A 26,138-nucleotide genomic window follows, 5' to 3' on the forward strand; every position below is an offset into this window, starting at 1 on the left:
CTGCGCCGAATAGCAGGCCAGCGGTTATCCTTGCCCACCCGTTTGCGCCTATTCTTTTTTGTATCCATCCGGGAACTTGTGGCTATGCGCCACTTACTCATGCAAGAGCCCGGCATTTTTGATCGACCGGCGCCCCGTCCCCCATTCTTGAGAGCCGCCATTATGTCCAGCACCACGTCCACCATCCTTGTAGTAGAAGACGACGCCATCGTGCGCATGCTGATCGTCGATGTACTGGAGGAGTTGGAGTTCAAGGTTCTGGAAGCCGATGGCAGCGAACAGGCGCTGGAAATCCTCAAGGATGTGAATCAGCACATTGATTTGATGATGACCGACGTCGGTCTGCCGATCATGGATGGCCGTCAGCTGGCCACCGAAGCCCGCACAATTCGCCCGTCACTGCCGATTCTGTTTGCCAGCGGTTATGCCGAGACCATTGAAGTGCCGGCAGATATGCATGTGATCGGCAAACCGTTTTCGATCGATCAACTGCGCGACAAGGTGAAGAGCGTTCTGGGTCAACACTGACACAAACGGCTTTGCAGCGCGGATTCAACCTCAGGATATGTTCTAATCCGCGCGTTTTTTCTTCTTCTCTCTCGTTCTTCAGGAAATACCTTTTCATGAGTCAGCCCGCAACCAAAGTCCTCGTCATTGGTTACGTCTGGCCGGAACCCCGTTCCTCCGCAGCGAGCGGGCATGTGATGCAGATTCTCGAGACCTTCCTGCAACAGGGCTGGGACATTACTTTTGCCAGCCCCGCAGGCGTTGGCGAACATCCGGCCGATCTTGCCGAATTGGGCATTCGCACTGTTCCGATCGAACTGAACAACAGCAGCTTCGATGTCTTCGTCAGCGAGCTGGCGCCGGATATCGTGCTGTTCGACCAGTTCATGATCGAAGAACAATTCGGCTGGCGCGTAGAAAAACACTGCCCCAACGCTCTGCGCGTACTGGAAACATCGGACTTGCAGAGTTTGCGGCACGCTCGTCATCAACGTTTGAAGGATCGGCTGAAGAGCAGCGATGACGCTGACGACTTCCATGCACTGTTCGCACCTGCGCTGCGCGAAGAGTTCGAATTGATGGCTGACACCGATCTGGCCAAGCGCGAGATTGCCGCGCTCTACCGCTGTGATCTGAACCTTATGATCTCGCCGGTAGAAATCGAGTTGCTGGTGCAGCAGTTCAAATTGCCGCCCGAGTTGTTGCACTGGTGCCCGTTGATGGTCGAACCGGCCCGCGTTCCAGCAAAAGCATTTGAAGAGCGCGCGAACTTCCTCAGTATCGGCAACTTCCGCCACGCGCCGAACTGGGACGCGGTTTTATGGATGAAATCGACCATCTGGCCGCTGATCCGCGCGCAACTCCCGAAAGCACAATTACACATCTACGGCGCCTACACGCCGCCCAAGGCAGCCGCTATGCACAACGCGGCGCAGGGTTTTCACATCATGAACTGGGCGGAAGATGCGTTGCAGGTCATGTCCGACGCGCGCATCTGCCTGGCACCCTTGCGTTTCGGCGCCGGCATCAAAGGCAAACTGATCGATGCCATGCTCTGCGGAACGCCGAGCGTCACTACGCCGATCGGCGCCGAAGGCATGCGCACCGACCAACCCTGGCCGGGTGCCATTTGTCGTACGGCGCAGGATCTGGCCAATGCCGCCGTTGAGCTCTATCGCGACGAGGTCCGTTGGCAAGCCGCTCAGTCTCAGGGGCAAGCACTGCTCAACGACGTTTACCCGCAAGCGATACATGGACCGGCATTGATCGAAAAGTTGCAGGAATGTCGCAAGAACCTTGTTCAACTAAGACGTCAAAACTTCATGGGCAGCATGTTGCGCCACCATTCGCACAAGAGCACGCAATATATGTCGCAGTGGATTGAAGCCAAAAACCAGAATAAATAATTCTCCAGACAACTAAAAAAACATTCGCCAACACGTTGAATCAAACTCCAAATGGTCAACTAAAAAGCCAGACATTATAAAGACCCTGCAAGTGCTGCCTTGACTGTTTCGCAACGCAGCACACTACTTCAATACATGCAGGATGCATTCATGAGCACTCATAACTGGATGGGATCGACTCCCGCCATTGATTCACTGTCGATATTTGAACTGTCATTGCCGGGCACCCATAACGCCGGCAGTGACTGGAAAGCTTCCTATCCGGTTTTCGGTCCTCCGCGCCACTGGCTCGCCTGCCAGCATGACAGTTTTTTTGCCCAGCTGAATAACGGTTCCAGGGTACTCGACATTCGTCTGACTTATGACGCGAAGGCCAAAGAGCTGGAAAAGTTCATCGCTCACCACAATGGATATCGAAATTCTAGAACCCTGAAAAATCTGGTAGTGGATGTCAAAGCGTTTCTTGAGAACAATCCGGATGAGTTCATTATTCTGGACTTTCACAGCCTCGATGGCGCCGATTTTGATTACGACTACTTCAATAAAATAATCATCCAATTTCTGGGGCAACGTCTTGTTCCCCGCCAGAATGCAACTCTGAGTCTTCGTGAACTCAAGCGAATCAGCCCCCAACAGCGCGTGTTTGCAACGGCCAAGTCTCATTGGCAGCTGGAACACAATGCATTTCATGACGTCGTCAATCATCAATGGTCCGGTAGCGGCATTACCAATCCTGAAGAACTGAGGCAGTTCATTGACAGAGTTTTGCAAAGCCCTCCTGGTAGCTGGCGGCTCTGGTCTTTATCCGCCACCAGCTACACCGCCCTCGGCGGCCCCGTCGATATCCATGACAAGCTGAACGAATGGTTTGATCTGGATAAGAGCGACTGGGCGTTGAAGTGCAACATCATCAATGTCGACTTCATGGAAGAGTCGGACCTGGTGGAGTTCTGCCGGATCGCCAGCCTGAAGAAAGCCCGACAACGGGGGCTTTGAGCTGCACTGGAAACTGGCGCATCCCGTGCACAAAGAGGCATGATCGCCAGGCGATAACAAAAAAGCCCCCGATCATGACCCGAACAGCCCGCGTCACCGACCCCTCGTATGAATTGATGGATGACCACAACGGGTTGTCCATCATTTACCGCCAGCACGGCTTCCCTTGCCCGCTGGTGCGCTGGCACTTCCACAAGGAATACGAGTTGCATTTGATCGTCGCCAGTTCGGGCAAGGTGTTCATCGGCGACTACATCGGCAACTTCTACCCGCAGACGCTGTTCCTGACCGGCCCCAACCTGCCGCACAACTGGATCAGCCAGGTGGCCGAAGACGAAGTGGTCGAGAAGCGCGACATGCTGGTCAACTTCACCGATGAATTGTTCGAGAGCGGCCATCATGTGTTCGCCGAACTCAAGACCTTGGCACCGTTGCTGGAACGTGCGCAGTACGGCATCGAATTCCGCTCACCACAGACAATTCGTCAGGCCATGATCCTGATGCAACGCATCGCCGATTCAAACGGCATTACCCGTCTCGGGCACTTTTTCATCCTGATGGAGTTGCTCGCGGCCTGCGACGACTACCAGTTGTTGTCCGGCGCAACCACCCCGCAACTGGCCGACGAGCACAACATCGACCGCACCAACCGCGCGGTGGACTACATCTTCGCCCACTACGCCCGTGAACTGCCGCTGGAGGAAGTCGCCGAGCACCTGGGCATGAAACCCACCTATTTCAGTCGCGTGTTCAAGCAGGCGACCGGACGCAATTTCATCGAATTCGTCAATCGCCTGCGCATCAGTAAATCCTGCGAGCTGCTGGCGGACGGCGACAAACCGGTGACCGAGGTGTGTTTCGAATCGGGCTTCAACAATATTTCCAACTTCAACCGGCGCTTTCAGCAGCTCAAAGGCATGACGCCTTCGCATTATCGCCGGCTGGTCGTACAGCGCCTGACCGAGCAAAACCACGGCTGACACAGGAAAACCTGTACGGATTCATGGCTGCCGCCCTTCTGAAACGCCCTTCCCTGCGTTTATCGCGTCAATCCCGAGTGCAAAAAAGTATCGATTCAAGTGCTAGGGATGATTTGTCAGCCCTGCGTTAGAAGGCTGTAATCAGTGCACATTCTTCCCCTGCCGGAAGAACACAAAAACAATAACTGTCCTTCTGCCCCCGCCGGGCGCAGAAAAGGAGTGCACGATGCAACCCACTGCAAAAGCTCTGCTGGCCCTCACCTGCATGACCCTCAGCAGCGTCAGCCTTGGCGCCCAGACCCTGACCATCGCCACCGTCAACAACAGCGACATGATCCGCATGCAAAAGCTCTCGAAAACCTTCGAGACCGAGCATCCGGACATCAAGCTCAATTGGGTCGTGCTGGAAGAAAACGTCCTTCGCCAGCGCCTGACCACCGACATTGCCACCCAGGGCGGTCAGTTCGATGTGTTGACCATCGGCATGTACGAAGCTGCACTCTGGGGCGCCAAGGGCTGGCTGGAACCGATGAAGGATCTGCCGGCCAGCTACGCACTCGACGACGTGTTTCCGTCGGTGCGTGAAGGCCTGTCGGTCAAGGGTTCGCTGTACGCCTTGCCGTTCTACGCCGAAAGCTCGATCACCTATTACCGCACCGACCTGTTCAAGGACGCCGGCCTGACCATGCCGGAGCGTCCGACCTGGGAGCAGATCGCCGGCTTCGCCGAGAAACTCACCCAAAAGGACAAGGAACAATACGGCATCTGCCTGCGCGGCAAGGCCGGCTGGGGCGAGAACATGGCGCTGATCACCACCGTGGCCAACGCTTACGGCGCGCGCTGGTTCGATGAGCAGTGGAAACCGGAATTCAGCGGCCCGGAATGGAAGAACGCGCTGAACTTCTACGTCGACACCATGAAGAAGTCCGGCCCGCCGGGCGCCTCCAGCAACGGTTTCAACGAAAACCTCGCCCTGTTCAACAGCGGCAAGTGCGCGATCTGGGTCGATGCCAGCGTCGCCGGATCGTTTGTCACCGACAAGACCCAGAGCAAGGTCGCCGATCACGTCGGCTTCACCTACGCGCCGCATCAGGTCACCGACAAAGGCTCGGCGTGGCTGTACTCGTGGGCGCTGGCGATTCCGACCAGCTCCAAGGCCAAGGACGCCGCCAAGGAATTCAGCGCCTGGGCTACCTCCAGGGAGTACGGCGAACTGGTCGCCAAAACCGACGGCATCGCCAACGTACCGCCGGGCACTCGCGCCTCGACCTACAGCGAGGCCTACATGAGCGCCGCACCGTTTGCCAAGGTCACGCTGGAATCGCTGAAAGCCGCTGATCCGAGCAAACCGACCCTCAAGCCCGTGCCGTACATCGGCATTCAACTGGTGACCATCCCTGAATTCCAGGGCATCGGCACCCAGGTTGGCAAGCTGTTTTCGGCCGCGCTGATCGGCCAGACCACGGTCGACCAGGCGCTGACCGCTGCGCAACAAACCACCGAACGCGAGATGAAGCGCGCGGGTTATCCGAAGTAACCCGTAAAGCTCGCTCCTGCCTCCTGTGGGAGCGAGCTTGCTCGCGAAAGCGGTGTTTCAGTGAAACATTTGTTGTCTGACACGACGCCTTCGCGAGCCAGCTCGCGCCCACCGGGGATCTCCATAGGTCTGTATGACTCGGTTGTGATCACCATGAATACTTCAACTGCCAAAGCCCACATCGACCTGTCGCAGCCCCGGCGCAAAAGCCGCGTGGCCAATCCCGGCTGGTTCCTGGTCAGCCCTTCGGTCGCCCTGTTGCTGCTGTGGATGATCGTGCCGCTGGGCATGACCGTCTATTTTTCGATGATCCGCTACAACCTGCTCGACCCCGGCGTAAACGAGTTCGTCGGGCTGGAAAACTTCACCTACTTCCTGACTGACTCAGGCTTCATGCCCGGCGCCACCAACACCCTGCTGCTGGTAGGCAGCGTGCTGCTGATCAGCGTGGTGTTCGGCGTGTTGATCAGTGCGTTGCTGGAGGCCAGTGAGTTCTTCGGTCGAGGCATCGTGCGGGTGATGCTGATTTCGCCGTTCTTCATCATGCCCACGGTCGGTGCGCTGATCTGGAAGAACCTGATTTTCCATCCGGTGTCCGGGATCCTCGCCTACATCTGGAAGCTGTTCGGCGCGCAACCGGTGGACTGGCTGGCCCACTACCCGCTGCTGTCGATCATCATCATTGTCTCGTGGCAATGGCTGCCCTTCGCGATCCTGATCCTGATGACCGCCATGCAGTCCCTCGACCAGGAACAGAAGGAAGCCGCCCGCCTCGACGGCGCCGGCCCGATCGCAATCTTCTGGCATCTGACGCTGCCGCACCTGGCACGTCCGATTGCCGTGGTGGTGATGATCGAAACCATCTTCCTGCTGTCGGTGTTCGCCGAAATCTTCACCACCACCAACGGCGGCCCCGGCTACGCATCGACCAACCTCGCCTACCTGATCTACAACCAGGCGCTGGTGCAGTTCGACGTCGGCATGGCCTCGGCCGGCGGCCTGATCGCCGTGGTCATCGCCAACATCGCCGCGATCATTCTGGTGCGGATGATCGGCAAAAACCTGACTGACAAAGCCTGAGGCCTGCCATGACTCTTCAACAATCCCGCCGGCTGCAAAGCCTGCTGCTCGGCACGCTGGCCTGGGCCATCGCGATCATCATTTTCTTCCCGATCTTCTGGATGGTGCTGACCAGTTTCAAGACCGAAATCGACGCCTTCGCCACACCGCCGCAGTTCATCTTCACGCCGACGCTGGAGAACTATCTGCACATCAATGAGCGCAGCGACTACTTCAGCTTCGCCTTGAACTCGGTGGTGATTTCCTTCAGTGCCACGGCACTTTGCCTGCTGATCGCGGTGCCGGCAGCGTACTCGATGGCGTTCTACGAAACCCAGCGCACCAAGGGCACGCTGCTGTGGATGCTCTCCACCAAGATGTTGCCGCCGGTGGGCGTGCTGATGCCGATCTACCTGCTGGCCAAGAGTTTCGGCCTGCTCGACACGCGCATCGCGCTGATCGTGATCTACACGCTGATCAACCTGCCGATCGTGGTCTGGATGGTTTACACCTACTTCAAGGACATTCCCAAAGACATCCTCGAAGCCGCCCGCCTCGACGGCGCCACCCTCGCCCAGGAAATGCTCCGCGTGCTGCTGCCGATCGCCAAGGGCGGCCTCGCGTCGACCGTGCTGCTGTCGCTGATCCTGTGCTGGAACGAGGCGTTCTGGTCGCTGAACCTGACCTCGTCCAAAGCCGCGCCGCTGACCGCGCTGATCGCTTCCTACTCAAGCCCCGAAGGATTGTTCTGGGCCAAGTTGTCGGCCGTCTCGACCCTGGCCTGCGCGCCGATCCTGATCTTCGGCTGGATCAGCCAGAAACAACTGGTGCGCGGCCTGTCGTTCGGCGCCGTCAAATAAGAATTCGCAAGAGGAGCGCCACCATGGCCAACCTGAAAATCAAGAATCTGCAAAAAGGCTTCGAAGGTTTCTCCATCATCAAGGGCATCGACCTTGAGGTGAACGACAAGGAATTCGTGGTGTTCGTCGGCCCGTCGGGCTGCGGCAAATCCACCCTGCTGAGACTGATCGCCGGCCTTGAAGAAGTCAGCGGCGGCACCATCGAACTGGATGGGCGCGACATCACCGAAGTCAGCCCGGCCAAGCGTGACCTGGCGATGGTGTTCCAGACCTACGCGCTGTATCCGCACATGACCGTGAAAAAGAACATGTCGTTTGCCCTCGATCTGGCCGGTGTGCCGAAGGCTGAGGTCGAAAAGAAAGTCGGTGAAGCGGCGCGGATTCTCGAACTGGGCCCGATGCTGGAACGCAAGCCGAAACAGTTGTCTGGCGGCCAGCGTCAGCGTGTGGCCATCGGCCGCGCGATCGTGCGCAACCCGAAAATCTTCCTGTTCGACGAGCCGCTGTCCAACCTCGACGCCGCCCTGCGGGTGCAAATGCGCCTTGAGCTGCTGCGCCTGCACAAGGACCTCAAAGCGACCATGATCTACGTGACCCACGATCAGGTCGAAGCCATGACTATGGCCGACAAGGTCGTGGTGCTCAACGGCGGCAAGATCGAACAGGTCGGTTCGCCGCTGGAGCTGTATCACAACCCGGCCAATCTGTTCGTCGCCGGCTTCCTCGGCACGCCGAAAATGGGCTTCCTCAAAGGCCAGATCGCGCGGATCGATGGCGCGAGCTGCGAAGTTTCGCTGGACGCCGGCACTCGCATCACCCTGCCATTCAACGCGTCGAACCTGAGCGTCGGCAGCGCCGTGACCCTGGGCATTCGCCCGGAACATCTGGAACTGGCGCAACCGGGCGACTGCACCCTGCAAGTCACTGCCGACGTCAGCGAACGGCTGGGCAGCGACACCTTCTGCCACGTCAAGACCAACGCCGGCGAAGCCCTGACCATGCGCGTGCGCGGCGATCTGGCGAGCCGTTACGGCGAACAACTGAACCTGCACCTGGACGCTGCCCACTGCCACCTGTTCGATGCCGACGGCGTGGCGCTGACCCGCCCGCTGCGCGCGGCTGCCTGATTTCGAGACTGACCCGATGAAACTGAACAAGCAAAACCTCAACCGCCTCGCCGCCGAAGTAAAACTGCCGGCCTATAGCCTCAGCGACACCCGCCAGGGCATCGCCCACATTGGCGTCGGCGGTTTCCACCGCGCACATCAGGCGTATTACACCGACGCGCTGATGAACACCGGCGAAGCGCTGGACTGGGCCATTTGCGGCGTCGGCCTGCGCGCCGAAGACCGCCGCGCCCGCGACGACCTCAAGGAACAGGATTACCTGTTCACCCTGTTCGAACTCGGCGACAGCGACGACACCGAAGTCCGCGTCATCGGTGCGATCCGCGACATGCTGCTGGCCGAGGACAGCGCTCAGGCGCTGATCGAAAAACTCGCCGACCCGCAGATCCGTATCGTCTCGCTGACCATCACCGAGGGCGGCTACTGCATTGATGACAGCAACGGCGAGTTCATGGCGCACCTGCCGCAGATTCAGCACGACCTGACTTACCCGCAACAGCCGAAAACCGTGTTCGGTTTCCTCTGTGCCGCGCTGGCCAAGCGACGTGCGGCAGGCATTCCGGCGTTCACGGTGATGTCCTGCGATAACCTGCCGCACAACGGCGCCGTCACCCGCAAGGCGCTGCTGGCCTTCACCTCGCTGCTGGATCCGGACCTGCGTGACTGGATCGACGCCAACGTCAGCTTCCCCAACGCGATGGTCGACCGCATCACCCCCATGACCAGCACTGCGCATCGCCTGCAACTGGCGGACAAACACGCCGTCGACGACGCCTGGCCGGTGGTCTGCGAACCCTTCGTGCAATGGGTGCTGGAAGACAAATTCGTCAACGGCCGCCCGGCCTGGGAAAAGGTCGGCGTGCAATTCACCGACGATGTTTCGCCCTACGAAGAAATGAAGATCAAACTGCTCAACGGCAGCCATCTTGCACTGACTTATCTGGGCTTTTTGAAGGGTTACCGCTTCGTTCACGAAACCATGAACGACCCGCTGTTCGTGCGTTATATGCGCGCCTACATGGATCTGGACGTGACCCCGCAACTGGCGCCGGTGCCGGGCATCGACCTGACCGACTACAAGAACACGCTGGTGGCACGGTTCTCCAATCAGGCGATTGCCGATCAGTTGGAGCGGGTTTGTTCGGATGGTTCGTCGAAGTTTCCCAAGTTCACCATTCCAACGATCAATCGGTTGATTGCCGACGGACAGGAGACCAAACGGGCGGCGTTGGTGGTGGCGGCCTGGGCGCTGTACTTGAAGGGTGTGGACGAGAATGGCGACACTTACTCGATTCCGGATCCTCGGGCGGCGTTCTGTCAGGGGTTGGTGGCGGAGGATGCTTTGATCACTGAGCGGTTGTTAGGGGTTGAAGAAATCTTCGGTACCGCGATACCGCGCTCGAAGGAGTTTGTGGCGGCGTTTGAATGGTGCCTGAACAGCTTGCGCGAAGAAGGCGTGACTCGCACCCTCGAACACCTGTTGACCTGATCGTTCCCACGCTCTGCGTGGGAATGCAGCCCGGGACGCTCCGCGTCCCTCGATCTGTGTGGAGCGCACATGACAACACAGCAACTGTTCCTCGGCATCGACTGCGGCACTCAAGGCACTAAAGCCATCATCCTCGACACTGTCAGCGGTCAGGTCCTCGGCCAAGGCGCCGCCGCCCACACGATGATCAGCGGCGCCAACGGCCGTCGCGAGCAAGACACCGCGCAATGGCTGGAGGCCTTCGCCCTCGCCACTCGCCGTGCCCTGCTGGCAGCGAAAGTGGACGGCCAGTCGATCCTCGGCATCGGCGTTTCCGGTCAGCAACACGGCCTGGTGCTGCTAGACGATCAAGGCCAGGTCTTGCGCCCGGCCAAGCTCTGGTGCGACACCGAAACCACGCCTGAAAACGATCGCCTGCTGACTCACCTGGGTGGCGAACAAGGCTCGCTGGAGCGTCTCGGCGTGGTCATCGCGCCGGGCTACACCGTCTCCAAACTGTTGTGGACCAAGGAAAAGCATCCAGAGGTGTTTTCACGCATCGCTCGGATCCTGTTGCCCCACGACTACCTGAATTTCTGGCTCACCGGCCGTGCGTGCAGCGAATACGGTGACGCATCCGGTACCGGCTATTTCAACGTGCGCACCCGCCAGTGGGATTTGCAGCTGCTGCGTGACATCGATGCCAGCGGTCGCCTGCAATCCGCGCTGCCCGAGCTGATCGACGCCCATCAAGCAGTCGGCACGATCCTGCCCGCAATCGCCGAACAGTTGGGCATCAACCCCGATGCATTGGTGTCCAGCGGTGGTGGCGACAACATGATGGGCGCCATCGGCACCGGCAATATTCAACCGGGTGCGATCACCATGAGCCTCGGTTCTTCCGGCACGGTGTACGCCTACGCCGAAGCGCCAAAGGTCAGTCCGGACGCGTCGGTCGCGACCTTCTGCTCCTCCAGCGGTGGCTGGCTGCCGCTGATCTGCACCATGAACCTGACCAACGCCACCGGCGCGATCCGCGAACTGTTCAACCTCGATCTCGATGCCTTCAACGCTTTGGTGGCCCAGGCCCCGATCGGCGCTGACGGCGTGAGCATGTTGCCGTTCCTCAACGGCGAACGCGTGCCACCCCTTCCCCACGCCACTGGCAGTCTGCATGGGCTGACGATCGATAACCTGACGCAAGCCAATCTTTGCCGCGCGGCGGTCGAAGGCACCACCTTCGGCCTGCGTTATGGACTGGATCTGTTGCGCCAGAATGGTTTACAAAGCCGCAGCATTTGCCTGATCGGCGGCGGCTCGAAAAGTGCGGTGTGGCGCCAGATCGTCGCCGACATCATGAACACCCCGGTGATCTGCACCGAGCAGAGCGAGGCCGCTGCCCTGGGCGCGGCGATTCAGGCGGCGTGGTGCAAGTCGTGGTCGAACGGCCACGAAGACACCCTGGCGGACCTGTGCCAGCGCTGCGTGAAGCTCGACCTGAACAGTGAAACCCTGCCGGTTGCCGCGAATGTCGCGGCGTTCCAGCAGGCCTATGAACGCTATCGACTGCATGTCGCAACCTTATAAAGAGCAAACAACTATGTACCTGGTGTGTGGCGAAGCGCTGTTCGATTTCTTCAGCGAAGACGATGCCGGCGGGCAGGCCTCAAAAGTCAATTTCAAGGCGATTGCCGGTGGCTCGCCGTTCAACGTGGCGGTGGGGTTGCGCCGGCTGGGTGTGGATTCGGCGCTGTTCGGCGGGTTGTCCAGCGACTACCTCGGCCGGCGCTTGCAACAGGTGCTGCAGGATGAGGGCGTACGTCCGGACTATCTGGTGGATTTCGCTGCGCCGACCACCCTGGCGATGGTCGCGGTAGGCGCCAATGGCTCGCCGCATTACAGCTTCCGTGGCGAAGGCTGCGCCGATCGCCAGTTGAGCCTGGCACACCTGCCAACGCTGGGCCCTGAGGTGCGCGGTTTGCACTTCGGTTCCTTCTCGCTGGTGGTGCAACCGATTGCCGATACCTTGCTTGCGCTGGTGCAGCGTGAAAGCGGCAAGCGCCTGATCAGCCTTGACCCGAACGTGCGCCTCAACCCCGAACCGAACATCGACCTGTGGCGCGAACGAATCGCTACGCTGGTGCCGTTGGCAGACTTGATCAAAGTCAGCGACGAAGACTTGAGCCTGCTGTACCCCGAGCAGGACCCGCAGCGCGTCATCGAAGGCTGGCTGCAGCATCGTTGTCAGGTGGTGTTCCTGACCCGTGGCGGTGAAGGTGCGACGGTGTTCAGCCGGGCCCACGGTTCATGGTCGGTGCCGGCGAACTCGGTGAAGATCGCCGATACCGTCGGCGCCGGCGATACCTTCCAGGCCGCGTTGATCACCTGGCTGACCGAGCATGAGCTGGATTCGGTGGAAGGCGTTCAGCACCTGAGCCGCGAACAGATCGACGGCATGCTCGGGTTTGCCGTACAGGCCGCCGCCCTAACATGCAGTAAAACGGGTCCGGATTTGCCTTATCGCCACCAGTTGAGCTGACCGCGTAGACTGGCGCCCTTTTTTGCACGACGGGATGACGGCTTTTGAATTCGGGGCGTACGGTTGGACTGTTGGTATTGGCGGCACTGCTGACCGGTTGCGGAACATCGCCACCGCGTTCGCCGGAAAACCTCTGCGAGATTTTCCGCGAAAAGAGTGATTGGTACGACGCGGCGCAAGTCACGCAAAAGCGCTGGGGCGTACCGATCCAGGTGCCGTTCGCGATCATGTATCAGGAGTCCGGCTACCGCTACGACGCCAAGACGCCGCGCAAATACCTGCTGTGGGTGATCCCGTGGGGCCGGGTTTCGACGGCCTCGGGCTATGCGCAGGCCAAGGATGAGGTCTGGTCCGATTACCAGAAAAGCACCGGCCGATATGGCGCCGATCGCGAAGACTTCGACGACGCCATCGACTTCGTCGGCTGGTACATGGACAAGACCACCTCGATCAACGGCGTGTACAAGTACGACGCCTACAACCAGTACCTCAACTACCACGAAGGCTGGGGCGGTTTTCGCCAGAAGACCTATGCCAGCAAGGCGTGGCTGATGCCGACTGCGCGCAAGGTGCAGAACCGCTCGGACATGTACGGTCAGCAATACGCGGCGTGCAAGGATGATCTGAATCGCGGGTTCTGGAGCCGGTTCTGGCATTGGCTATAGCGGTAGCCATGAAACCGCATTCGCGAGCAAGCTCGCGATGGCGTCAGCTCAGACACCGCCGACCTATGGGTTACAACACCGAAAAGTTGTAACTCACGATCAACCGGGTCTCATCCACGTCCCGAGCGAATTTCTCGTAGTTCGTCCGATACGTCGCATTGCGCAAACGCAGGCTGACATCCTTGAACGTCCCGGTCTGAATCACATACTTCAACTCGCTGTCGCGTTCCCACTCTTTGCCTTCCTGATCGCTGCCCGGCACCTTGACGTGATCGCCGTTCACGTAACGGGTCAGGAAGCTCAGGCCGTTGATACCGATCGCCTTGAAGTCATAGTCATAACGCAGCTGCCAGGAACGTTCCTGTGCGGCGGCGAAGTCGTTGACCTGCACGTAGTTCACCAGATACGGGTTGCTGCCATCCAGATATGGCATCGAGTTATCGCCATTCATGCGCTGCCAGCCGGCACTGAAGGTGTGGCCGCTGATGCCGTAGGACAGCATTGCGCTCAAGGCACGGTTGTCGATGGACCCGGCCTTGGCATCACCGCTGTCGGCGCTCTTCAGCAAACGCAGATCGGCTTTCAGCACGCCGTCACCCAGCGGCTGATTGGCCAGCAGACCCACAAAGTGCTGGCGATAGATGTCTTCCAGCTCGGCGTAGTGATACTGCGCAGTCAGGCGATCGTTGATCTTGTAGTCGAAGCCGTACATGTCGAAATGATCGGCGGTGGTGTTGCAGGCATAGCGCTTGTTCTTGCAGTGCACGCGGATGTCTTGCGAATCGGTCGAATCCCGCGCGGTGTATTTGTCCAGACGCGCGGCCATGAAGGTCAGGTCCTTCACCTCCCTGGAGGTCAGCATTGCCCCGTTGAACATGGTCGGCAGCAGGCGACCGTCGTTGTACTTGAGCAGCGGCAGATCCGGCAGCAGCGCGCCGTACTTCAGCACGGTGTCCGAGACTTTGACCTTGGCGGTCAGGCCCATTTTTGCGTATTGGCCTTTCGAGCCGCGCGGGTTGTCGCCGCTGGAGGGCAGCAGGCCGCTGTTGCTGCGATCAGGGCTGGAATCGAGCTGGAAGCCCGCCATGCCCAGCGCATCGATACCGAAACCGACAGTGCCTTCGGTGTAGCCCGATTGCAGATTGAGAATGAAGCCCTGCGCCGACTCTTCGCGCTTGGACGCGCCCTGATCATTGGAGGTGTGCCCATCACGGAAATCACGGTTGAAGTACACCGTGCGCGATTCGATCTTCGCCGTGATGTCTTCGAAAAAACCGCTGGCCTGGACCTGCGCGGTAAAACCGGCGCACAGCACAAAGGCTCCGAAGCCAAGCGACTGGCGCGGGGTGATGAGGGGAAATGGGGGACGCATTGAAAACTCCAACAGGGCAACGATTGCGCAGAGGCGCAAACAACCAGAAATAGCTCCCGTCCCGGGTCGATAAAGAACCGGGAGGCAGTGAACACGCGGGGGTGAAGAGCAATGATGGCAGATGGCTTTGACGTGCTACAGGCGACTTTAGTCTGAAACTGACTGGCTGTTCCTGGACGCTGAGGTTGACGATTGCACGCAATCTCTCGCGCGCAAGTGCCTGTTTCATGGGGCGAAACAGCCGACCTAAGGGTTTTCCCTATGACTTCAGGCCTGTGCTTCTACGGCATTTGCGCCTTGAACGAGGCGGTTTAATCCTGCACCATCCGCCCACGCTAATCCAAAGGACGGAAATAAAGGCATGCTGGACGCCAATGCTACCCACATTACCCTCACGCTCGAAGGCGCCTCCGCCGACCTGCAAGTCCTCAGCTTTACCGGTCGCGAAGCCCTCAACGAACCGTTCCGTTTCGACCTCGAACTGGTCAGCGCCCGCCCCGACCTCAAACTCGAAGAACTCCTGCACAAGCCTGGCTGCCTGACCTTCGGCGCCACTGGCGAGGGCAAGATTCATGGTCTGGTGTACCGCATCGAGCAAGGTGATTCCGGCAAGACCCTGACCCGTTACAGCATCAGTCTGGTGCCGCAACTGGCCTACCTGCGGCACAACCATGACCAGCAGATCTTCCAGCAAATGACGGTGCCGAAGATCATTGCCCAGGTGCTGGAAGATCGCGGGATCCTGTCCGACGCCTACAGCTTCCAGCTCGGTGCCGAGTATCCGGAACGCGACTACTGCGTGCAGTACGACGAATCCGACCTGCATTTCATCCAGCGCCTGTGCGAAGAGGAAGGCATTCACTTCCACTTCCAGCACAGCAGCAGCGGCCACAAACTGGTGTTCGGCGACGACCAGACCGTGTTCCGCAAACTGAAACCGGTGAACTACCAGCAAGACTCCGGCATGACCGCCGACAAACCGGTCATCAAGCGCTTCAACCTGCGCCTGGAAACCCGCACCAGCCGCGTCAGCCGCCGCGACTACGATTTCGAAAAACCGAAGATCCTGCCCGAAGGTGCCGTCAAGTCCGCGTTCGCCCCGGACCTGGAGGACTACGACTACCCCGGTCGCTTCACCACACGCGAGCGCGGCAAGTTCCTCTCGACCCGCGCCCTGGAACGCCATCGCAGCGACTACAAACTGGCTGAAGGCAAAAGTGACGAGCCGACCCTGACCACCGGCCACTTCCTGACCCTGGCCGAGCACCCGCGCGCCGAGTGGAACGATTTGTGGCTGCTGCTGGAAATATTCCACGAAGGCAAGCAGCCGCAAGTGCTGGGCGAAAACGTCACCAGCGACGTCACCGACAACAAGAGCGATTTCCACCAGGGCTATCGCAACTCATTCGTGGCCACCCCGTGGGACGCCCACTACCGCCCTGCCCTCGAACACCCGAAACCGAAAGTCCTCGGCAGCCAGACCGCCATCGTCACCGGCCCCGCCGGCGAAGAAATCCACTGCGACCAGTACGGCCGCGTGAAAGTGCAATTCCACTGGGACCGCGAAGGTCAGGCCGACGACAAGACAACCTGCTGGCTGCGCGTCGCCAGCGGCTGGGCCGGCGCAGCCTACGGCGGCATCGCCATCCCACGGATCGGCATGGAAGTGCTGGTGACCTTTCTCGAAGGCGACCCCGACCAGCCATTGGTGACCGGCTGCCTGTACCACAAGGAAAACGTCGTTCCCTACGACCTGCCGGCGAACAAGACCCGCAGCACCTTCAAGACCCTGAGTTCACCCGGCGGCAAGGGCTACAACGAATTTCGCATCGAAGACAAAAAAGGCGCGGAACAGATCTACATCCATGCCCAGCGCGACTGGGACGAGAACATTGAGCACGACCAGAAGATTCGGGTTGGCAATGAACGGCATGACACGGTCGAAGCCAATGTTTTAAGTGAATTCAAGGTTGAAGAGCACCGCATCACTCATCTGGATCGCAAGAGTGAAATGCGCGCCAACGATCACCTGACCGTGGGCGTGACCCAGCATGTGAAGGTCGGCACTGCGCAGTTCGTTGAAGCGGGCACGGAGATTCATTACCACGCCGGCGACAAGGTCGTGATCGAGGGTGGCATGGAACTGACGGCCAAGGCTGGCGGCAGTTTCGTCAAGGTTGATGCGGGTGGTGTGACCATCAGCGGTGCGGAAGTGAAGGCCAATACTGGTGGTGCGCCGGGGGTGGGTTCTGGCGTTCAGATTTTGGCACCACTGATTCCGGTCATTGCCGACCAGTCTAGAGCCGGAAGCGTACTTAAAGCCAAAGTGATAGAGGAACGTTTTGACGAACAACTCAAGTTCGTGACTAAACTCGGAAAACCTGTCAAGTCCGTAAAGGCTGCACTGATTGTTCCCTCTGAAGCAACACCGCAAATATCGAAAAGTGATGCAGATGGACTTCACCCTCGAGTACAAACAGACGCTAAAGAAGCTGTGAAGGCTCACCTGATATGGGATGAGCTTTCTGTTCCATCTGGTGCGGATGACTATGAAGCGAGCCGAAACAAATGAGTGCGCAACCGATTACAACATTTACAACCAACGACAAAAAATGCTCTGTGCATGAAGTCGTGCTTGGTTGCGAAAAGTTATGGGCAATGGGACAAGAAGAAGCTATCCGACGCCTGAGCAAACGACGCACTGCAAACTCAGGAAAGTACGAGCTGATATCCGACTTTAGTGCGCGAGCCGCGAGAATTGCGGCTGCGTATGCCGGCTTCTATCTAGAATCCGGTGAAGATGGAAAGCCAGAACTAAAAGGCCGGTTTTACTGGATGGGTTTAGCAGCATTCGCAAGCAAGCAAGTTAAGTGCGGGCTGGACTTCATTCCAAACGATCCTTATCTCGCGCTTACCCCACCAATCGTACAGCCGCCCTTACGAATTGGTAAAAATTCGCTGGGGAAAGGAAATTTCTGGTTATTTCAGGATATTTTTGTTTGGCATTGGTTTTACGCAAAATACAAAGACCAATTTGATGAGTGCGCTCCGGAACGCAACGCTCGGAGTTGCGAAGGTCAGATAAAAACCAATATCGACAGTTTGCCTTGGGCAGATGACGCACTGCCAATATTGAAAAATCTGGCTGTAACCAGTGACATCATTAAAGGTTTTAAAGCCATCAAAGCAACCGAGGAACTTTCTTCGGGACCAGCAAGAAGAAACGCCCAGCTTACCTCTTTACTTGCTATTGCCGACCATGAGCAACGTCGCATCCTTCAACCTTTGATTTATGAAAGTACACCATTTAGAGCAACGCTGAAAATGCAAGCAGGTTTCGAATGGGCACCATTCGTACCGGTAAGGGTAGCTGCGTTGAGTACTGCTTGCGACGTTGAAAGTCCTGATTTCAGAGTGCAAATGTCGGAAGGCGATCTCTACGACGAAGCAGACCGAATGGAGTTTATTGGAGCCATTGCCAAGCAATACCATAAACTCATGGGGGAACGAGAAAGCTACATGGAAGGCCAAATCAAGACAATTTCCACTTGGTCAAATGCCAAATGAAGTATTTATGGATATTTCTTTATAGCTTACTACTAGCGGCTTGCAACAACGGTGAATCCAATATGACGAATACACCAAACAACATTGAAATAGAGCTGCGCGGCGAAATAGAAAAAACCATGCAAAATAGCCCCTTAGAGTTCTCTCAAGAATGCATGAGCGAGCTAGACCTCTGCTGGTACAAATTTAAAAAATCGGCAAATGAAAAAGAGCTGCCCTCCATCACCGTAAAAAATGAAAGCAGTTCACTTTCAATCGAAAAAGCAACAAGCATCACAATGGTGATAGACAAAAAGACAGGCAACACCATTGAAAACCTTGACATCACAGTGAGAGGCCTCCCTGACAACAGCCCGCATGAAAAACAAAAAGACTTTATTTATGACTTGCTAAAAAAAATACAATCAGCTGGCTGGAGTCACTATTACTATCCAGGCGACCCTAGGATTTCCGGGTCTCAGATCAGAAAAATTCCGTCACCAGACAACGTATTGGGGCACTTGACTTCCAGTCATCCCTGGCTGGATCCGAATTACGAGCTGGACATTGATCGCTGGCTGAAAATTGAGTCATTCTACAATTGGTATTTCTACAATGACGGCGTCTATCTGACCTTTAAAGCTTGGCGCCGTGATTCCAAAGACACCCCGGACAAAACGGGTACCTATTTATTATCGATGGAGTTCCTTAGCGAGCGCGACTTCTGGTCTTCAGGTTTTACCAAAGATGAAGAAAAGGCAAGATGGAAAGAGCTGCTGCCTGCTCAATTGAAGCGTGACCATGAGGTGCGCATCGCTGCTGAAAACAATGCCCGTGCTGCAGGGATAGAAATCGATGAGAACTATAAAGATCCTGTTATAAAAGCAATTCAGTGAAATAGGCATATGCACTGACCAGCGAAAAGCGTGGTGAATTTTCTTTGAAACACCTGCGCCTACAAATCTTTGCTTCCTTCCTTGTGGCGTACTCGACTACTCATGGAGCTTCTCTGCCTTATGAGGCCTGGCGAGTGGGTTTCTCTGCACCCAACTATATGGAAGTGTGGATCGAAACAGCCGATGTAATCGATATTCAAGGACAGGTCTACCGTCGGGCCATGAGTGGTGTTGCTGCAATTCAGACTCCACCTCGTAACACAGGAAATCCAAAGGGTTGGCCGGTAAAACCCGCCTGGGGCAAGGGGAAATACCTCACAGGCGCAGACCTCCCCAAAAAAATCTACGTCCGATGGCAGTCCTTGGTTGAACCTCAAACCTATCAGATGGCATAGACATCCCTGAGTCGGCCAGAGAAGTCATGCGAAAAGAGGAGAAAGCCTACTGCGCTGCCGATGGAAAATGGATTACAGGTTATCGAGAAGCTTTGGTCATCGGACTTGCTCCAGGTGGTGTTGCCAAACTCTGGGCCCTCGGCCCATGCCTGACGCCCGTTGAAATTACTCGCGTTCAAGCTGAGGTTGACCCACGTGGTCCTTACGAAGGAGGGTCCGGAGGGAAACATCGCCCACTTTCCGCAGTGTCGAAAGCCTACGTTGAAAAATTTGGCGTGCCATATGGCTCTTGGTAATTGAACAGGGAGGAGTCTCGTCCGACTCCTCCTCCATCCTGTACAGATACTTTAAACCGGCGCCTGCCAGTTCAACATTTTCTGCTGCGCAACCTGCAGCAAATCGCTGCCATCCTGCGTCAGCAGGTATAGCGCATGGGTGATGTGGGGAATGTCCTGGACATCGGCGTGTTTGAAGCACAGGCAGTGCAGGGTTTCGAGCAGGTCGGCGGCGGCGCGTACGCGCTGGACGGCGGCTTCGAAGATGTCTTGGGGGTTGGCTTGGGTGTCGATGACCAGCGGTGCGCTGTCGGTGACACCGCTGTTGAGCGGGAGATAGCGGGAGGAGCTTAGTTTCAGGATTGGCATTGGAATTACTCAAGGCAGCTTGAAAGTAACCGCCAGCACCGTGACCAAACGATGGGGAGGCGGACTGTGAACAGGCTTGGTCAACCGAGAACCACCTGACTCGGCTCGCCCGAAGGCGACCCTGCACACAGCCGCCACAGCAATGCACTCCACGGACACGAATGTTCGTCGGGGCGAATAATGGCACACATGCACAGGTGATTACGTTAGGTGACCAAACCTAAGCCGCTGATTTTGCAGCGACACCAAACCATAACCGCCCCACTCCAGCCCCCGAAAGCAGACAAGGCATCCACCCTTGTAGGAATCCGCCGAGACTCCCCCGTGAAACAATCCCCGTCCGGACAGCCGGCGTTCAGCCCGGTTAACCATCGCTTAACGCCGCGGTCAAAAACTCTACTGAACCGCACGCCCTCAGTCCCTGGCTGATGCCCAGTGCGGCAGGTTTGGCTTGCAACATGCCGAACTCATTTTCCGTCGCACCGGAGTCCATCATGAACATTCGTCCGTTCCTGCTCACCACTGCCCTCGCCTGCACCGCGTTTGCCGGGCTGGCCCAGGCCAATGACACCGCCAAGGCTGTTCCCTATGAATACGGCATGCCGTTGCATGTCGCCAAAGTGGTATCCCTGACTGAGCCGCCGACACAGGAATGCAAGGTCATCACCGCCGACATGAAGTACATCGACAACGCCGGCAAACCCGAGCAAATCAGTTACCGGAAATTATCTGACGCGTGCAGCTTCCAAAACTGACAGAAAGCTCTGATTTGCGGCTTTGCGGTAGGCGAACACGGGTCTCGAAGGGTATGCTCGGGGCCCTCCTCACTGCCGCAAGGATTCGCCATGCAGTTGTCGTTTCGCACGCTCTCGACCCTCACTTTCTCCCTGTGTTTTCTGCTGTCTTTGGCGTGGGGGCTGGCGCCACAGATGTTGCTGGCGATCTGGAGTATTGAGTACACAGAGGCAGCAGGATTTGTTGCACGACGCATGGCGGTGCTGTTTGCGGCGCTGGGGGTGATGTTTTATCTGGTGCGCAACGCCCCGGTGTCGATCGCGCGTAATGCGCTGAGCAACGGCTTTATCGTCGGCTGTTTTGGCCTGGCGGTGCTGGGTTTTGCTGAATGGCTCAACGGCCACGCCGGCCCCGGGATTCTGCTCGCGGTGCTGGTAGAGTTCGCGCTGGGCCTTGGCTTCTTGCAGGCCCGGCGCGTGACGGTCGAACTGGGTGAAACAGTCAGTTAAACGACTCGGGATCGCGGCACTGAATGGATTGCCGATTGTTGCGCAAGATCCGAGCGCAACCCGGCGATCAGGCCGTTGATTTCGCGACAGCTGTTCAGATGACTGGCATCAATGCCACTCACCAGCAGCTCAACCTGATCGGTCTTGTGATCGCCATACACCTTGACGGTCATCGACAGATCCGGGGACAGCGTGCACTGGCAGCGTTTCGGTAGAAAGCTGCTTTCAATGATGTTGCGGAGTTCCAAGGCAGACAGAAACATGGCGAAACCTCTCCTTACTGTGAGACTGCCAATCAAGTATTCACGTCGACCGTTGCCACAGTTTCCCACGGGTGTATCCCCGCTGAATCCTTGGGTGTGACAAGCGGCTGTGATGCGAAATGCCCATTGGAGTGTAGGCGCCCAAACTCGGTGCGCTGCACCAAATCAACGCATAAAACATGCCTTTCATCAGGCTGCATTCACCTCCTTGCAAATCAATGACTTGGCAAAAAGACAGGCAACTGGCCAGTTGCAAAATGCAAGATCCGATCGTGCAGGCACTGCAATTTGCATGCGGCTGGCGGTTTGCATTCATCGCTTGTGACAGTGAGAATGCCCGTCAACCAACGTACACCCGCCAGGAGGCTTCAATGGGAAATTTCACTGTTTACGCGACCGCCGGCCTGATGCTCGCCAGCCTGTCCACCCTCACCCACGCCGCCAAACTTGAAGACACCGCGCCTTATCCGAAGGCTGAAGCGGGCTTCACGCGCCAAGTCATCCACCTGCCGCAACAGGCCCAGGAAGAAAACTTCAAAGTCGAAATCCTCGCCGGCAAGACCCTCGAAGTCGACTGCAACCGCCAGCGCCTGGGCGGCACCCTCGAAGATAAAAACCTCGAAGGTTGGGGCTATCCGTTCTACCGCCTGGAAAAAGTCAGTGGCCCGATGAGCACCCTGATGGCCTGCCCACCCGGCACCCAGAAAAAGCGCGCGTTCGTACCTGTCATCGGTGACGGCTTCACCGTGCGCTACAACAGCAAGCTGCCGATCGTGGTTTACGCACCGACGGATGTGGAAGTGCGTTATCGCATCTGGTCGGCCTCGGACAAGATTGGCGTGGCCATTCCTGAGTAACCTCAAGCCACCACACCGCATGCCGCCGCTCGCTCGGCGACATGACGCAGGCTGTCGAAGTTGATATTGGCGCCGGAATCGATGGCGATCAGCGTTTGATTCCGTGCGCCGGTTTGCGCCACGTACTGTTTGATGCCCGCGACCGCCAATGCGCCGGAAGGCTCGGTGATCGAGCGGGTATCGTCGTAGATGTTCTTGATTGCTGCGCAGAGTTCATCGTTGCTGACGGTGATGACCTCATCCACGCAGAAGCGGCAAACCTCGAACCCGTAGGCGCCGATCTGCGCCACTGCCACGCCATCGGCGAAGGTGCCGACGCTGGGCAACACCACCCGTTCACTGACCTCCAATGCTGCCTTGAGACAGGCCGAGTGCTCAGACTCCACGCCGATTATCCGCACCTCCGGCCGCAGGTATTTTACGTACGCCGCGATGCCGGCGATCAACCCGCCGCCGCCCACCGGGACAAAGATCGCATCAAGCGCGCCCTGATGTTCGCGCAGGATTTCCATGGCGACTGTGCCTTGGCCAGCGATCACATCAGGGTCGTCGAACGGCGAGACGAAGGTTCGTCCGGTCTGCTCGGCCAGTTGCAGCGCATGGGCCAGGGCAAAGGGAAAGCTTTCACCATGCAATAGCGCCTCAGCCCCGCGACTGCTGACCCCCAGCACTTTCAACTCAGGCGTGGTTGCCGGCATCACAATGGTCGCGGCAATACCCAGTTCCCGCGCCGCCAGCGCTACGCCTTGCGCATGATTGCCCGCCGATGCCGTGATCACCCCGCGCGCCTTCTGCTCCTCGCTCAATTGCACCAGTTTGTTGTACGCACCACGGATCTTGAAGGAGAACGTCGGTTGCAGATCCTCGCGCTTGAGAAGGATCCGGTTGCCCAGCGCTTCGGACAGCGCCGACGCCGGTTGCAGCGGCGTGCGCACCGCCAGTTCATACACCGGAGCGGCGAGGATCTTTTTCACGTACTGCTCAAGCAGGGCTTGCTGGGCGGGGCTGTGGCGCATGGTCGTCTCCTGACGTTTGATTCGGAACCCCGGAGACAGAAAGTAAAAACCCGCCTCTAGGGCGGGTTGGGTGCTGCAGTCGTGAGCTAGCCCGCCAAATGAGGAATGGCGGTAATAATGCTTGGCTGGCAGCGCAGAACGGTGGAAGTCATGGGCCCGAAATTAGCCCGGGCCCTGCGGGCAAGTCAATGGCGAATTTTGCTTTCATTTCGCCAGACGCCTGAGCCCGAACAGCATCCCGCCCGCCCCCAGCAGCATCGCCGCCAGAAACAACGGGTACGACACCCACCATGGCGTCCCGGCGGTCATCATGCTGAATTCCGACATGCCGCCGATGCTCGCAATCAGGTTGAGCGGCAGGAACACCACGTTGATCAGCGTCAGTTTGCGCAGCAGGTTGTTCATGCTGTTGTTCATCAGGTTGCCCCGGGCGTCGATCAGCCCGGAGAACACCGTCGAGTAGATTTCCGCCTGCTTGTAGCACTGGTTGTTTTCGATGATCAGATCGTCGATCAGGCCAATTGCTTCGCTGCCGAAATGCTGTTTTTCCGCGTGATTGCGCAGGCGTGTGAGTACCGCGCCATTGCTGTGCAGGGCGTTGATGTAATAGATCAGGCTTTCGCTGAGGTTGAACATCTGCACCAGATGCTGGTTCTGCATCGAGGCGTTGAATTTCTGCTGCAACTCCCGGGCGACCAGTTTGATCACCTTCAAGTGCCCAAGGTAGTGATGGATGTTGTTGAACAGCAGGTCCAGCAACACATCCAGCGGCGTATTGAGTGGTCGGCCCGTGCCGAGACCGTGCAGCGGCGTGTCGTCGGTGGCGATCACCAGCAACTGGCCCGGGGAAAACAGCAGACCGCAGGACGAGACCTCGAAGGCCAGGCTGCCGCCGCCGGAATAGTTCTCCGGGCGCTTCCAGATCAGGAACAGATGATCGGGATGGAATTCAATCCGCGACACCTCGTCCGGGTCCAGCGCCGAGGCCAGCGCGTGTTCATCGAGTTTGAAGTGACTGTGGAGCAAATCGCGCTCGGCAGCGTCCGGGTCGCTGAACAGCATCACCTCGGCGTCCAGTCGCTCGACCCGCTGCAAGGCGCCGTGATTGAGTGCAAAGCTGTTGATCATCGGCCGGTCACCAGGCCTGGCCACGGCGCTTGAGTTCGAGGCGCCGCACAAATTCTTCCAACACGAGTGAATACAGATCGTCCTGCAAATAAGCGTCTTCGATGCCGGCGTCGAGGTTCGGGTTGTCGTTGACCTCGATCACCACCACCTTGTCGCCCGCCTGTTTCAAATCGACGCCGTAAAGTCCGTCGCCGATCAGGTTGGCGGTCTTCACCGCCAGTTCCACCACCGCGCGCGGTGCTTCGTGGATCGCCAACGTGCGGCACTCGCCGTTGACGTCCTGGCCCTTGGCCTTGTGGTTGTAAATCTGCCAATGGCCCTTGGACATGAAGTACTGGCAGGCAAAGATCGGTTTGCGGTTGAGCACGCCGATGCGCCAGTCGTACTCGGTGTAAAAAAACTCCTGGGCCAGCAACAACACCGAATGTTCGAACAGCTCGGCGGTGGCGTCCAGCAAGGCCTGCTGGCTCTCGACCTTGATCACGCCACGGGAGAAGCAACCATCCGGGATCTTCAATACCAGTGGAAAGCCGAGGCGCTCGCCGACTCGCTCGAAATCTTCGGGTCGTTCCTTGTAGAGGATTTCCGTAGCCGGCATGCCCAGTTGATGGCTGTTGAGCAGATCCGTGAGATAGACCTTATTTGTGCAGCGCAGGATCGACGTCGGATCATCCATCACCACCAGCCCCTCACTTTCGGCCTTCTTGGCGAAGCGGTAAGTGTGGTTGTCGACGCTAGTGGTCTCGCGGATCAGCAAGCCGTCGTATTCGGCCAGCCTTGCGTAGTCCTTGCGTTCGATCAGTTCGACATCGATGCCCATGCCCTTGCCGACCCGCACAAAGTTTTCCAGTGCCCGAGCGTTGGACGGCGGTAACGCCTCCTGCGGATCATGCAGGATCGCCAGGTCATAACGCGCCACTTGCGGCGAACGCGGAACTCGCCAGATCTTGCGACTGAAGCCGTCCAGCGCATTGGCGAACTGGTCTTCCTGATCGTCACGCAACTTATGCAAGGCACCGGATTTTATACCTTCGATGTGCCAACCGTTAGTTCGGCGAAATTCAACTAACAGAATCGGACACGGGAATACTTCGAATAATTGCCGGGCGAGATCCTGCAACGGTTCGATATGCGTTTTGCCGAAATAAAGTGTGAGGGTAAAACCTTCGGTATCGCTATAGAGATGATGGCTGAGGGCTTTTTCCAGGGTTTTATCCAGGTCATCCAGGGCCAGACCATAAAGAGATTTTCGGGTCAGCTCGCTGATGGTCCGCACCGAAGGAATCACCTTGTGCCCCCGGGCCTCGGCCAGCAGCGAGCAGTAGTAGCCGTGGCCCAGGTACTTGTAACTTCGGCACAGATTGATCACCTGCACCCGTTTTCCCTGCTCGTTGTCGGGTGGTTGTTCGAGGTATTCCTGGGCCGTCAGGATGTCCTCGCTGGGAAAATACGAAGCCCAGTCTTCCTTGCGTTCGACGATGATCAACACTTGGCTGGAAGTTCTGATCTGCGGTTTTAAATAAGTTGCCGGTGGCAAACTTTGAATGGATACTTCGCGCCAATGACCCTGTACCGCTGACATAGAAATTGATCCGTTGGAGAACAAGACCTTTTCTATTAAGCACGAAGTTTT

General features: G+C 57.7%; 24 protein-coding genes and 2 pseudogenes. 19 read left to right on the forward strand and 7 right to left on the reverse strand.

From position 1 onward, the window contains the following. Positions 1 to 162 precede the first annotated feature (162 nt). The 12 genes from AC1MDC_RS26465 to AC1MDC_RS26520 all read left to right on the forward strand — a co-directional run bounded on the left by AC1MDC_RS26465 (position 163) and on the right by AC1MDC_RS26520 (position 13,144). Positions 163 to 528: a response regulator gene (locus AC1MDC_RS26465; protein ID WP_085696232.1), complete on the forward strand. Its 366-nt coding sequence runs from the start codon at positions 163 to 165 to the stop codon at positions 526 to 528. Positions 529 to 623: 95 nt separating this feature from the next. Next, positions 624 to 1,913: a glycosyltransferase gene (locus tag AC1MDC_RS26470; RefSeq protein ID WP_480394042.1), complete on the forward strand. Its 1,290-nt coding sequence runs from the start codon at positions 624 to 626 to the stop codon at positions 1,911 to 1,913. 150 nt (positions 1,914 to 2,063) lie between these two features. Beyond that, on the forward strand, positions 2,064 to 2,909 hold the full coding sequence (locus tag AC1MDC_RS26475) for a phosphatidylinositol-specific phospholipase C domain-containing protein (RefSeq protein WP_480394030.1): 846 nt from the start codon (positions 2,064 to 2,066) through the stop codon (positions 2,907 to 2,909). Positions 2,910 to 2,983: 74 nt separating this feature from the next. Further along, positions 2,984 to 3,889, forward strand: coding sequence for an AraC family transcriptional regulator (locus tag AC1MDC_RS26480; protein ID WP_085696235.1), 906 nt, complete (start codon positions 2,984 to 2,986; stop codon positions 3,887 to 3,889). 226 nt (positions 3,890 to 4,115) lie between these two features. After that, positions 4,116 to 5,426, forward strand: coding sequence for an ABC transporter substrate-binding protein (locus tag AC1MDC_RS26485; protein WP_480394031.1), 1,311 nt, complete (start codon positions 4,116 to 4,118; stop codon positions 5,424 to 5,426). Positions 5,427 to 5,579: 153 nt separating this feature from the next. Then, positions 5,580 to 6,506 (forward strand): carbohydrate ABC transporter permease, encoded by a 927-nt coding sequence (locus tag AC1MDC_RS26490; protein WP_085696464.1) that lies wholly within the window; start codon positions 5,580 to 5,582, stop codon positions 6,504 to 6,506. A gap of 8 nt (positions 6,507 to 6,514) precedes the next feature. Beyond that, the gene (locus AC1MDC_RS26495) at positions 6,515 to 7,345 is read left to right on the forward strand and encodes a carbohydrate ABC transporter permease (RefSeq protein ID WP_085703024.1); all 831 of its coding nucleotides are present in this window, start codon (positions 6,515 to 6,517) and stop codon (positions 7,343 to 7,345) included. 23 nt (positions 7,346 to 7,368) lie between these two features. Continuing rightward, the gene (locus AC1MDC_RS26500) at positions 7,369 to 8,472 is read left to right on the forward strand and encodes an ABC transporter ATP-binding protein (RefSeq protein WP_085696238.1); all 1,104 of its coding nucleotides are present in this window, start codon (positions 7,369 to 7,371) and stop codon (positions 8,470 to 8,472) included. A gap of 16 nt (positions 8,473 to 8,488) precedes the next feature. Next, positions 8,489 to 9,961 carry a mannitol dehydrogenase family protein gene (locus AC1MDC_RS26505; protein WP_085696239.1) on the forward strand — a complete coding sequence of 491 codons (1,473 nt, stop codon included), beginning with the start codon at positions 8,489 to 8,491 and terminating at the stop codon, positions 9,959 to 9,961. Positions 9,962 to 10,030: 69 nt separating this feature from the next. Further along, positions 10,031 to 11,527, forward strand: coding sequence for a xylulokinase (gene xylB, locus AC1MDC_RS26510; RefSeq protein WP_480394032.1), 1,497 nt, complete (start codon positions 10,031 to 10,033; stop codon positions 11,525 to 11,527). 13 nt (positions 11,528 to 11,540) lie between these two features. Next, positions 11,541 to 12,479 carry a carbohydrate kinase family protein gene (locus AC1MDC_RS26515; RefSeq protein WP_480394033.1) on the forward strand — a complete coding sequence of 313 codons (939 nt, stop codon included), beginning with the start codon at positions 11,541 to 11,543 and terminating at the stop codon, positions 12,477 to 12,479. Between the two features lie 44 nt (positions 12,480 to 12,523). After that, a complete protein-coding gene (locus AC1MDC_RS26520; protein WP_085696242.1) occupies positions 12,524 to 13,144 on the forward strand; it encodes a transglycosylase SLT domain-containing protein in 621 nt (206 codons plus the stop codon). A gap of 70 nt (positions 13,145 to 13,214) precedes the next feature. Here the strand turns inward: AC1MDC_RS26520 and AC1MDC_RS26525 are convergent, their stop codons facing one another. Beyond that, complete coding sequence (locus AC1MDC_RS26525) at positions 13,215 to 14,516, reverse strand: OprD family porin (RefSeq protein ID WP_480394034.1); 1,302 nt, start codon at positions 14,514 to 14,516, stop codon at positions 13,215 to 13,217. A gap of 361 nt (positions 14,517 to 14,877) precedes the next feature. Here AC1MDC_RS26525 and AC1MDC_RS26530 point away from each other — a divergent pair, with 361 nt between their 5' ends. From AC1MDC_RS26530 to AC1MDC_RS26545, 4 genes and pseudogenes are all read left to right on the forward strand, one after another. Continuing rightward, entirely contained in the window at positions 14,878 to 17,088 is a 2,211-nt protein-coding gene (locus AC1MDC_RS26530) for a type VI secretion system Vgr family protein (RefSeq protein ID WP_480394035.1), read from the forward strand. Continuing rightward, positions 17,085 to 18,083 carry a DUF2515 family protein gene (locus tag AC1MDC_RS26535; protein WP_480394036.1) on the forward strand — a complete coding sequence of 333 codons (999 nt, stop codon included), beginning with the start codon at positions 17,085 to 17,087 and terminating at the stop codon, positions 18,081 to 18,083. Before AC1MDC_RS26530 ends, AC1MDC_RS26535 begins: the two co-directional genes overlap by 4 nt. A 62-nt stretch (positions 18,084 to 18,145) precedes the next feature. Beyond that, on the forward strand, positions 18,146 to 18,958 hold the full coding sequence (locus AC1MDC_RS26540; protein ID WP_480394037.1) for a hypothetical protein: 813 nt from the start codon (positions 18,146 to 18,148) through the stop codon (positions 18,956 to 18,958). 65 nt (positions 18,959 to 19,023) lie between these two features. After that, a pseudogene (locus AC1MDC_RS26545) lies at positions 19,024 to 19,649 on the forward strand (DUF2931 family protein). A 51-nt stretch (positions 19,650 to 19,700) separates the two neighbouring features. Here the strand turns inward: AC1MDC_RS26545 and AC1MDC_RS26550 are convergent. Together AC1MDC_RS26550 and AC1MDC_RS26555 are read right to left on the reverse strand one after the other, a co-directional pair. Further along, positions 19,701 to 19,997 (reverse strand): hypothetical protein, encoded by a 297-nt coding sequence (locus tag AC1MDC_RS26550; protein ID WP_480394038.1) that lies wholly within the window; start codon positions 19,995 to 19,997, stop codon positions 19,701 to 19,703. 364 nt (positions 19,998 to 20,361) lie between these two features. After that, on the reverse strand, positions 20,362 to 20,499 hold the full coding sequence (locus AC1MDC_RS26555) for a hypothetical protein (RefSeq protein WP_170929684.1): 138 nt from the start codon (positions 20,497 to 20,499) through the stop codon (positions 20,362 to 20,364). On the opposite strand from AC1MDC_RS26555, the gene AC1MDC_RS26560 reads away from it, so the two are divergent. Both AC1MDC_RS26560 and AC1MDC_RS26565 read left to right on the forward strand, forming a co-directional pair. Further along, a complete protein-coding gene (locus tag AC1MDC_RS26560; RefSeq protein WP_085696249.1) occupies positions 20,492 to 20,752 on the forward strand; it encodes a DUF2790 domain-containing protein in 261 nt (86 codons plus the stop codon). The genes AC1MDC_RS26555 and AC1MDC_RS26560 overlap by 8 nt on opposite strands. 90 nt (positions 20,753 to 20,842) lie before the next feature. Beyond that, positions 20,843 to 21,241 (forward strand): hypothetical protein, encoded by a 399-nt coding sequence (locus tag AC1MDC_RS26565; protein ID WP_085703033.1) that lies wholly within the window; start codon positions 20,843 to 20,845, stop codon positions 21,239 to 21,241. Here the strand turns inward: AC1MDC_RS26565 and AC1MDC_RS26570 are convergent. Then, positions 21,238 to 21,504, reverse strand: coding sequence for a DUF1652 domain-containing protein (locus AC1MDC_RS26570; protein WP_085696251.1), 267 nt, complete (start codon positions 21,502 to 21,504; stop codon positions 21,238 to 21,240). The genes AC1MDC_RS26565 and AC1MDC_RS26570 overlap by 4 nt on opposite strands. Before the next feature lie 371 nt (positions 21,505 to 21,875). Between AC1MDC_RS26570 and eco the strand changes: the two genes are divergently transcribed. After that, a complete protein-coding gene (gene eco / locus AC1MDC_RS26575) occupies positions 21,876 to 22,361 on the forward strand; it encodes a serine protease inhibitor ecotin (RefSeq protein WP_480394039.1) in 486 nt (161 codons plus the stop codon). A 26-nt stretch (positions 22,362 to 22,387) separates the two neighbouring features. Here eco and ilvA read toward each other — a convergent pair. From ilvA to AC1MDC_RS26590, 3 genes and pseudogenes are all read right to left on the reverse strand, one after another. Next, positions 22,388 to 23,377, reverse strand: a pseudogene (gene ilvA, locus AC1MDC_RS26580) (threonine ammonia-lyase, biosynthetic); the annotation flags it as partial. 204 nt (positions 23,378 to 23,581) lie between these two features. Further along, positions 23,582 to 24,505 carry a magnesium transporter CorA family protein gene (locus tag AC1MDC_RS26585; RefSeq protein WP_085696254.1) on the reverse strand — a complete coding sequence of 308 codons (924 nt, stop codon included), beginning with the start codon at positions 24,503 to 24,505 and terminating at the stop codon, positions 23,582 to 23,584. 7 nt (positions 24,506 to 24,512) lie between these two features. Then, positions 24,513 to 26,087, reverse strand: a complete 1,575-nt coding sequence (locus AC1MDC_RS26590) for a RimK family protein (RefSeq protein WP_085696255.1) — start codon at positions 26,085 to 26,087, stop codon at positions 24,513 to 24,515. Positions 26,088 to 26,138: the final 51 nt, after the last annotated feature.

The organism is Pseudomonas sp. 1 (assembly GCF_056626735.1).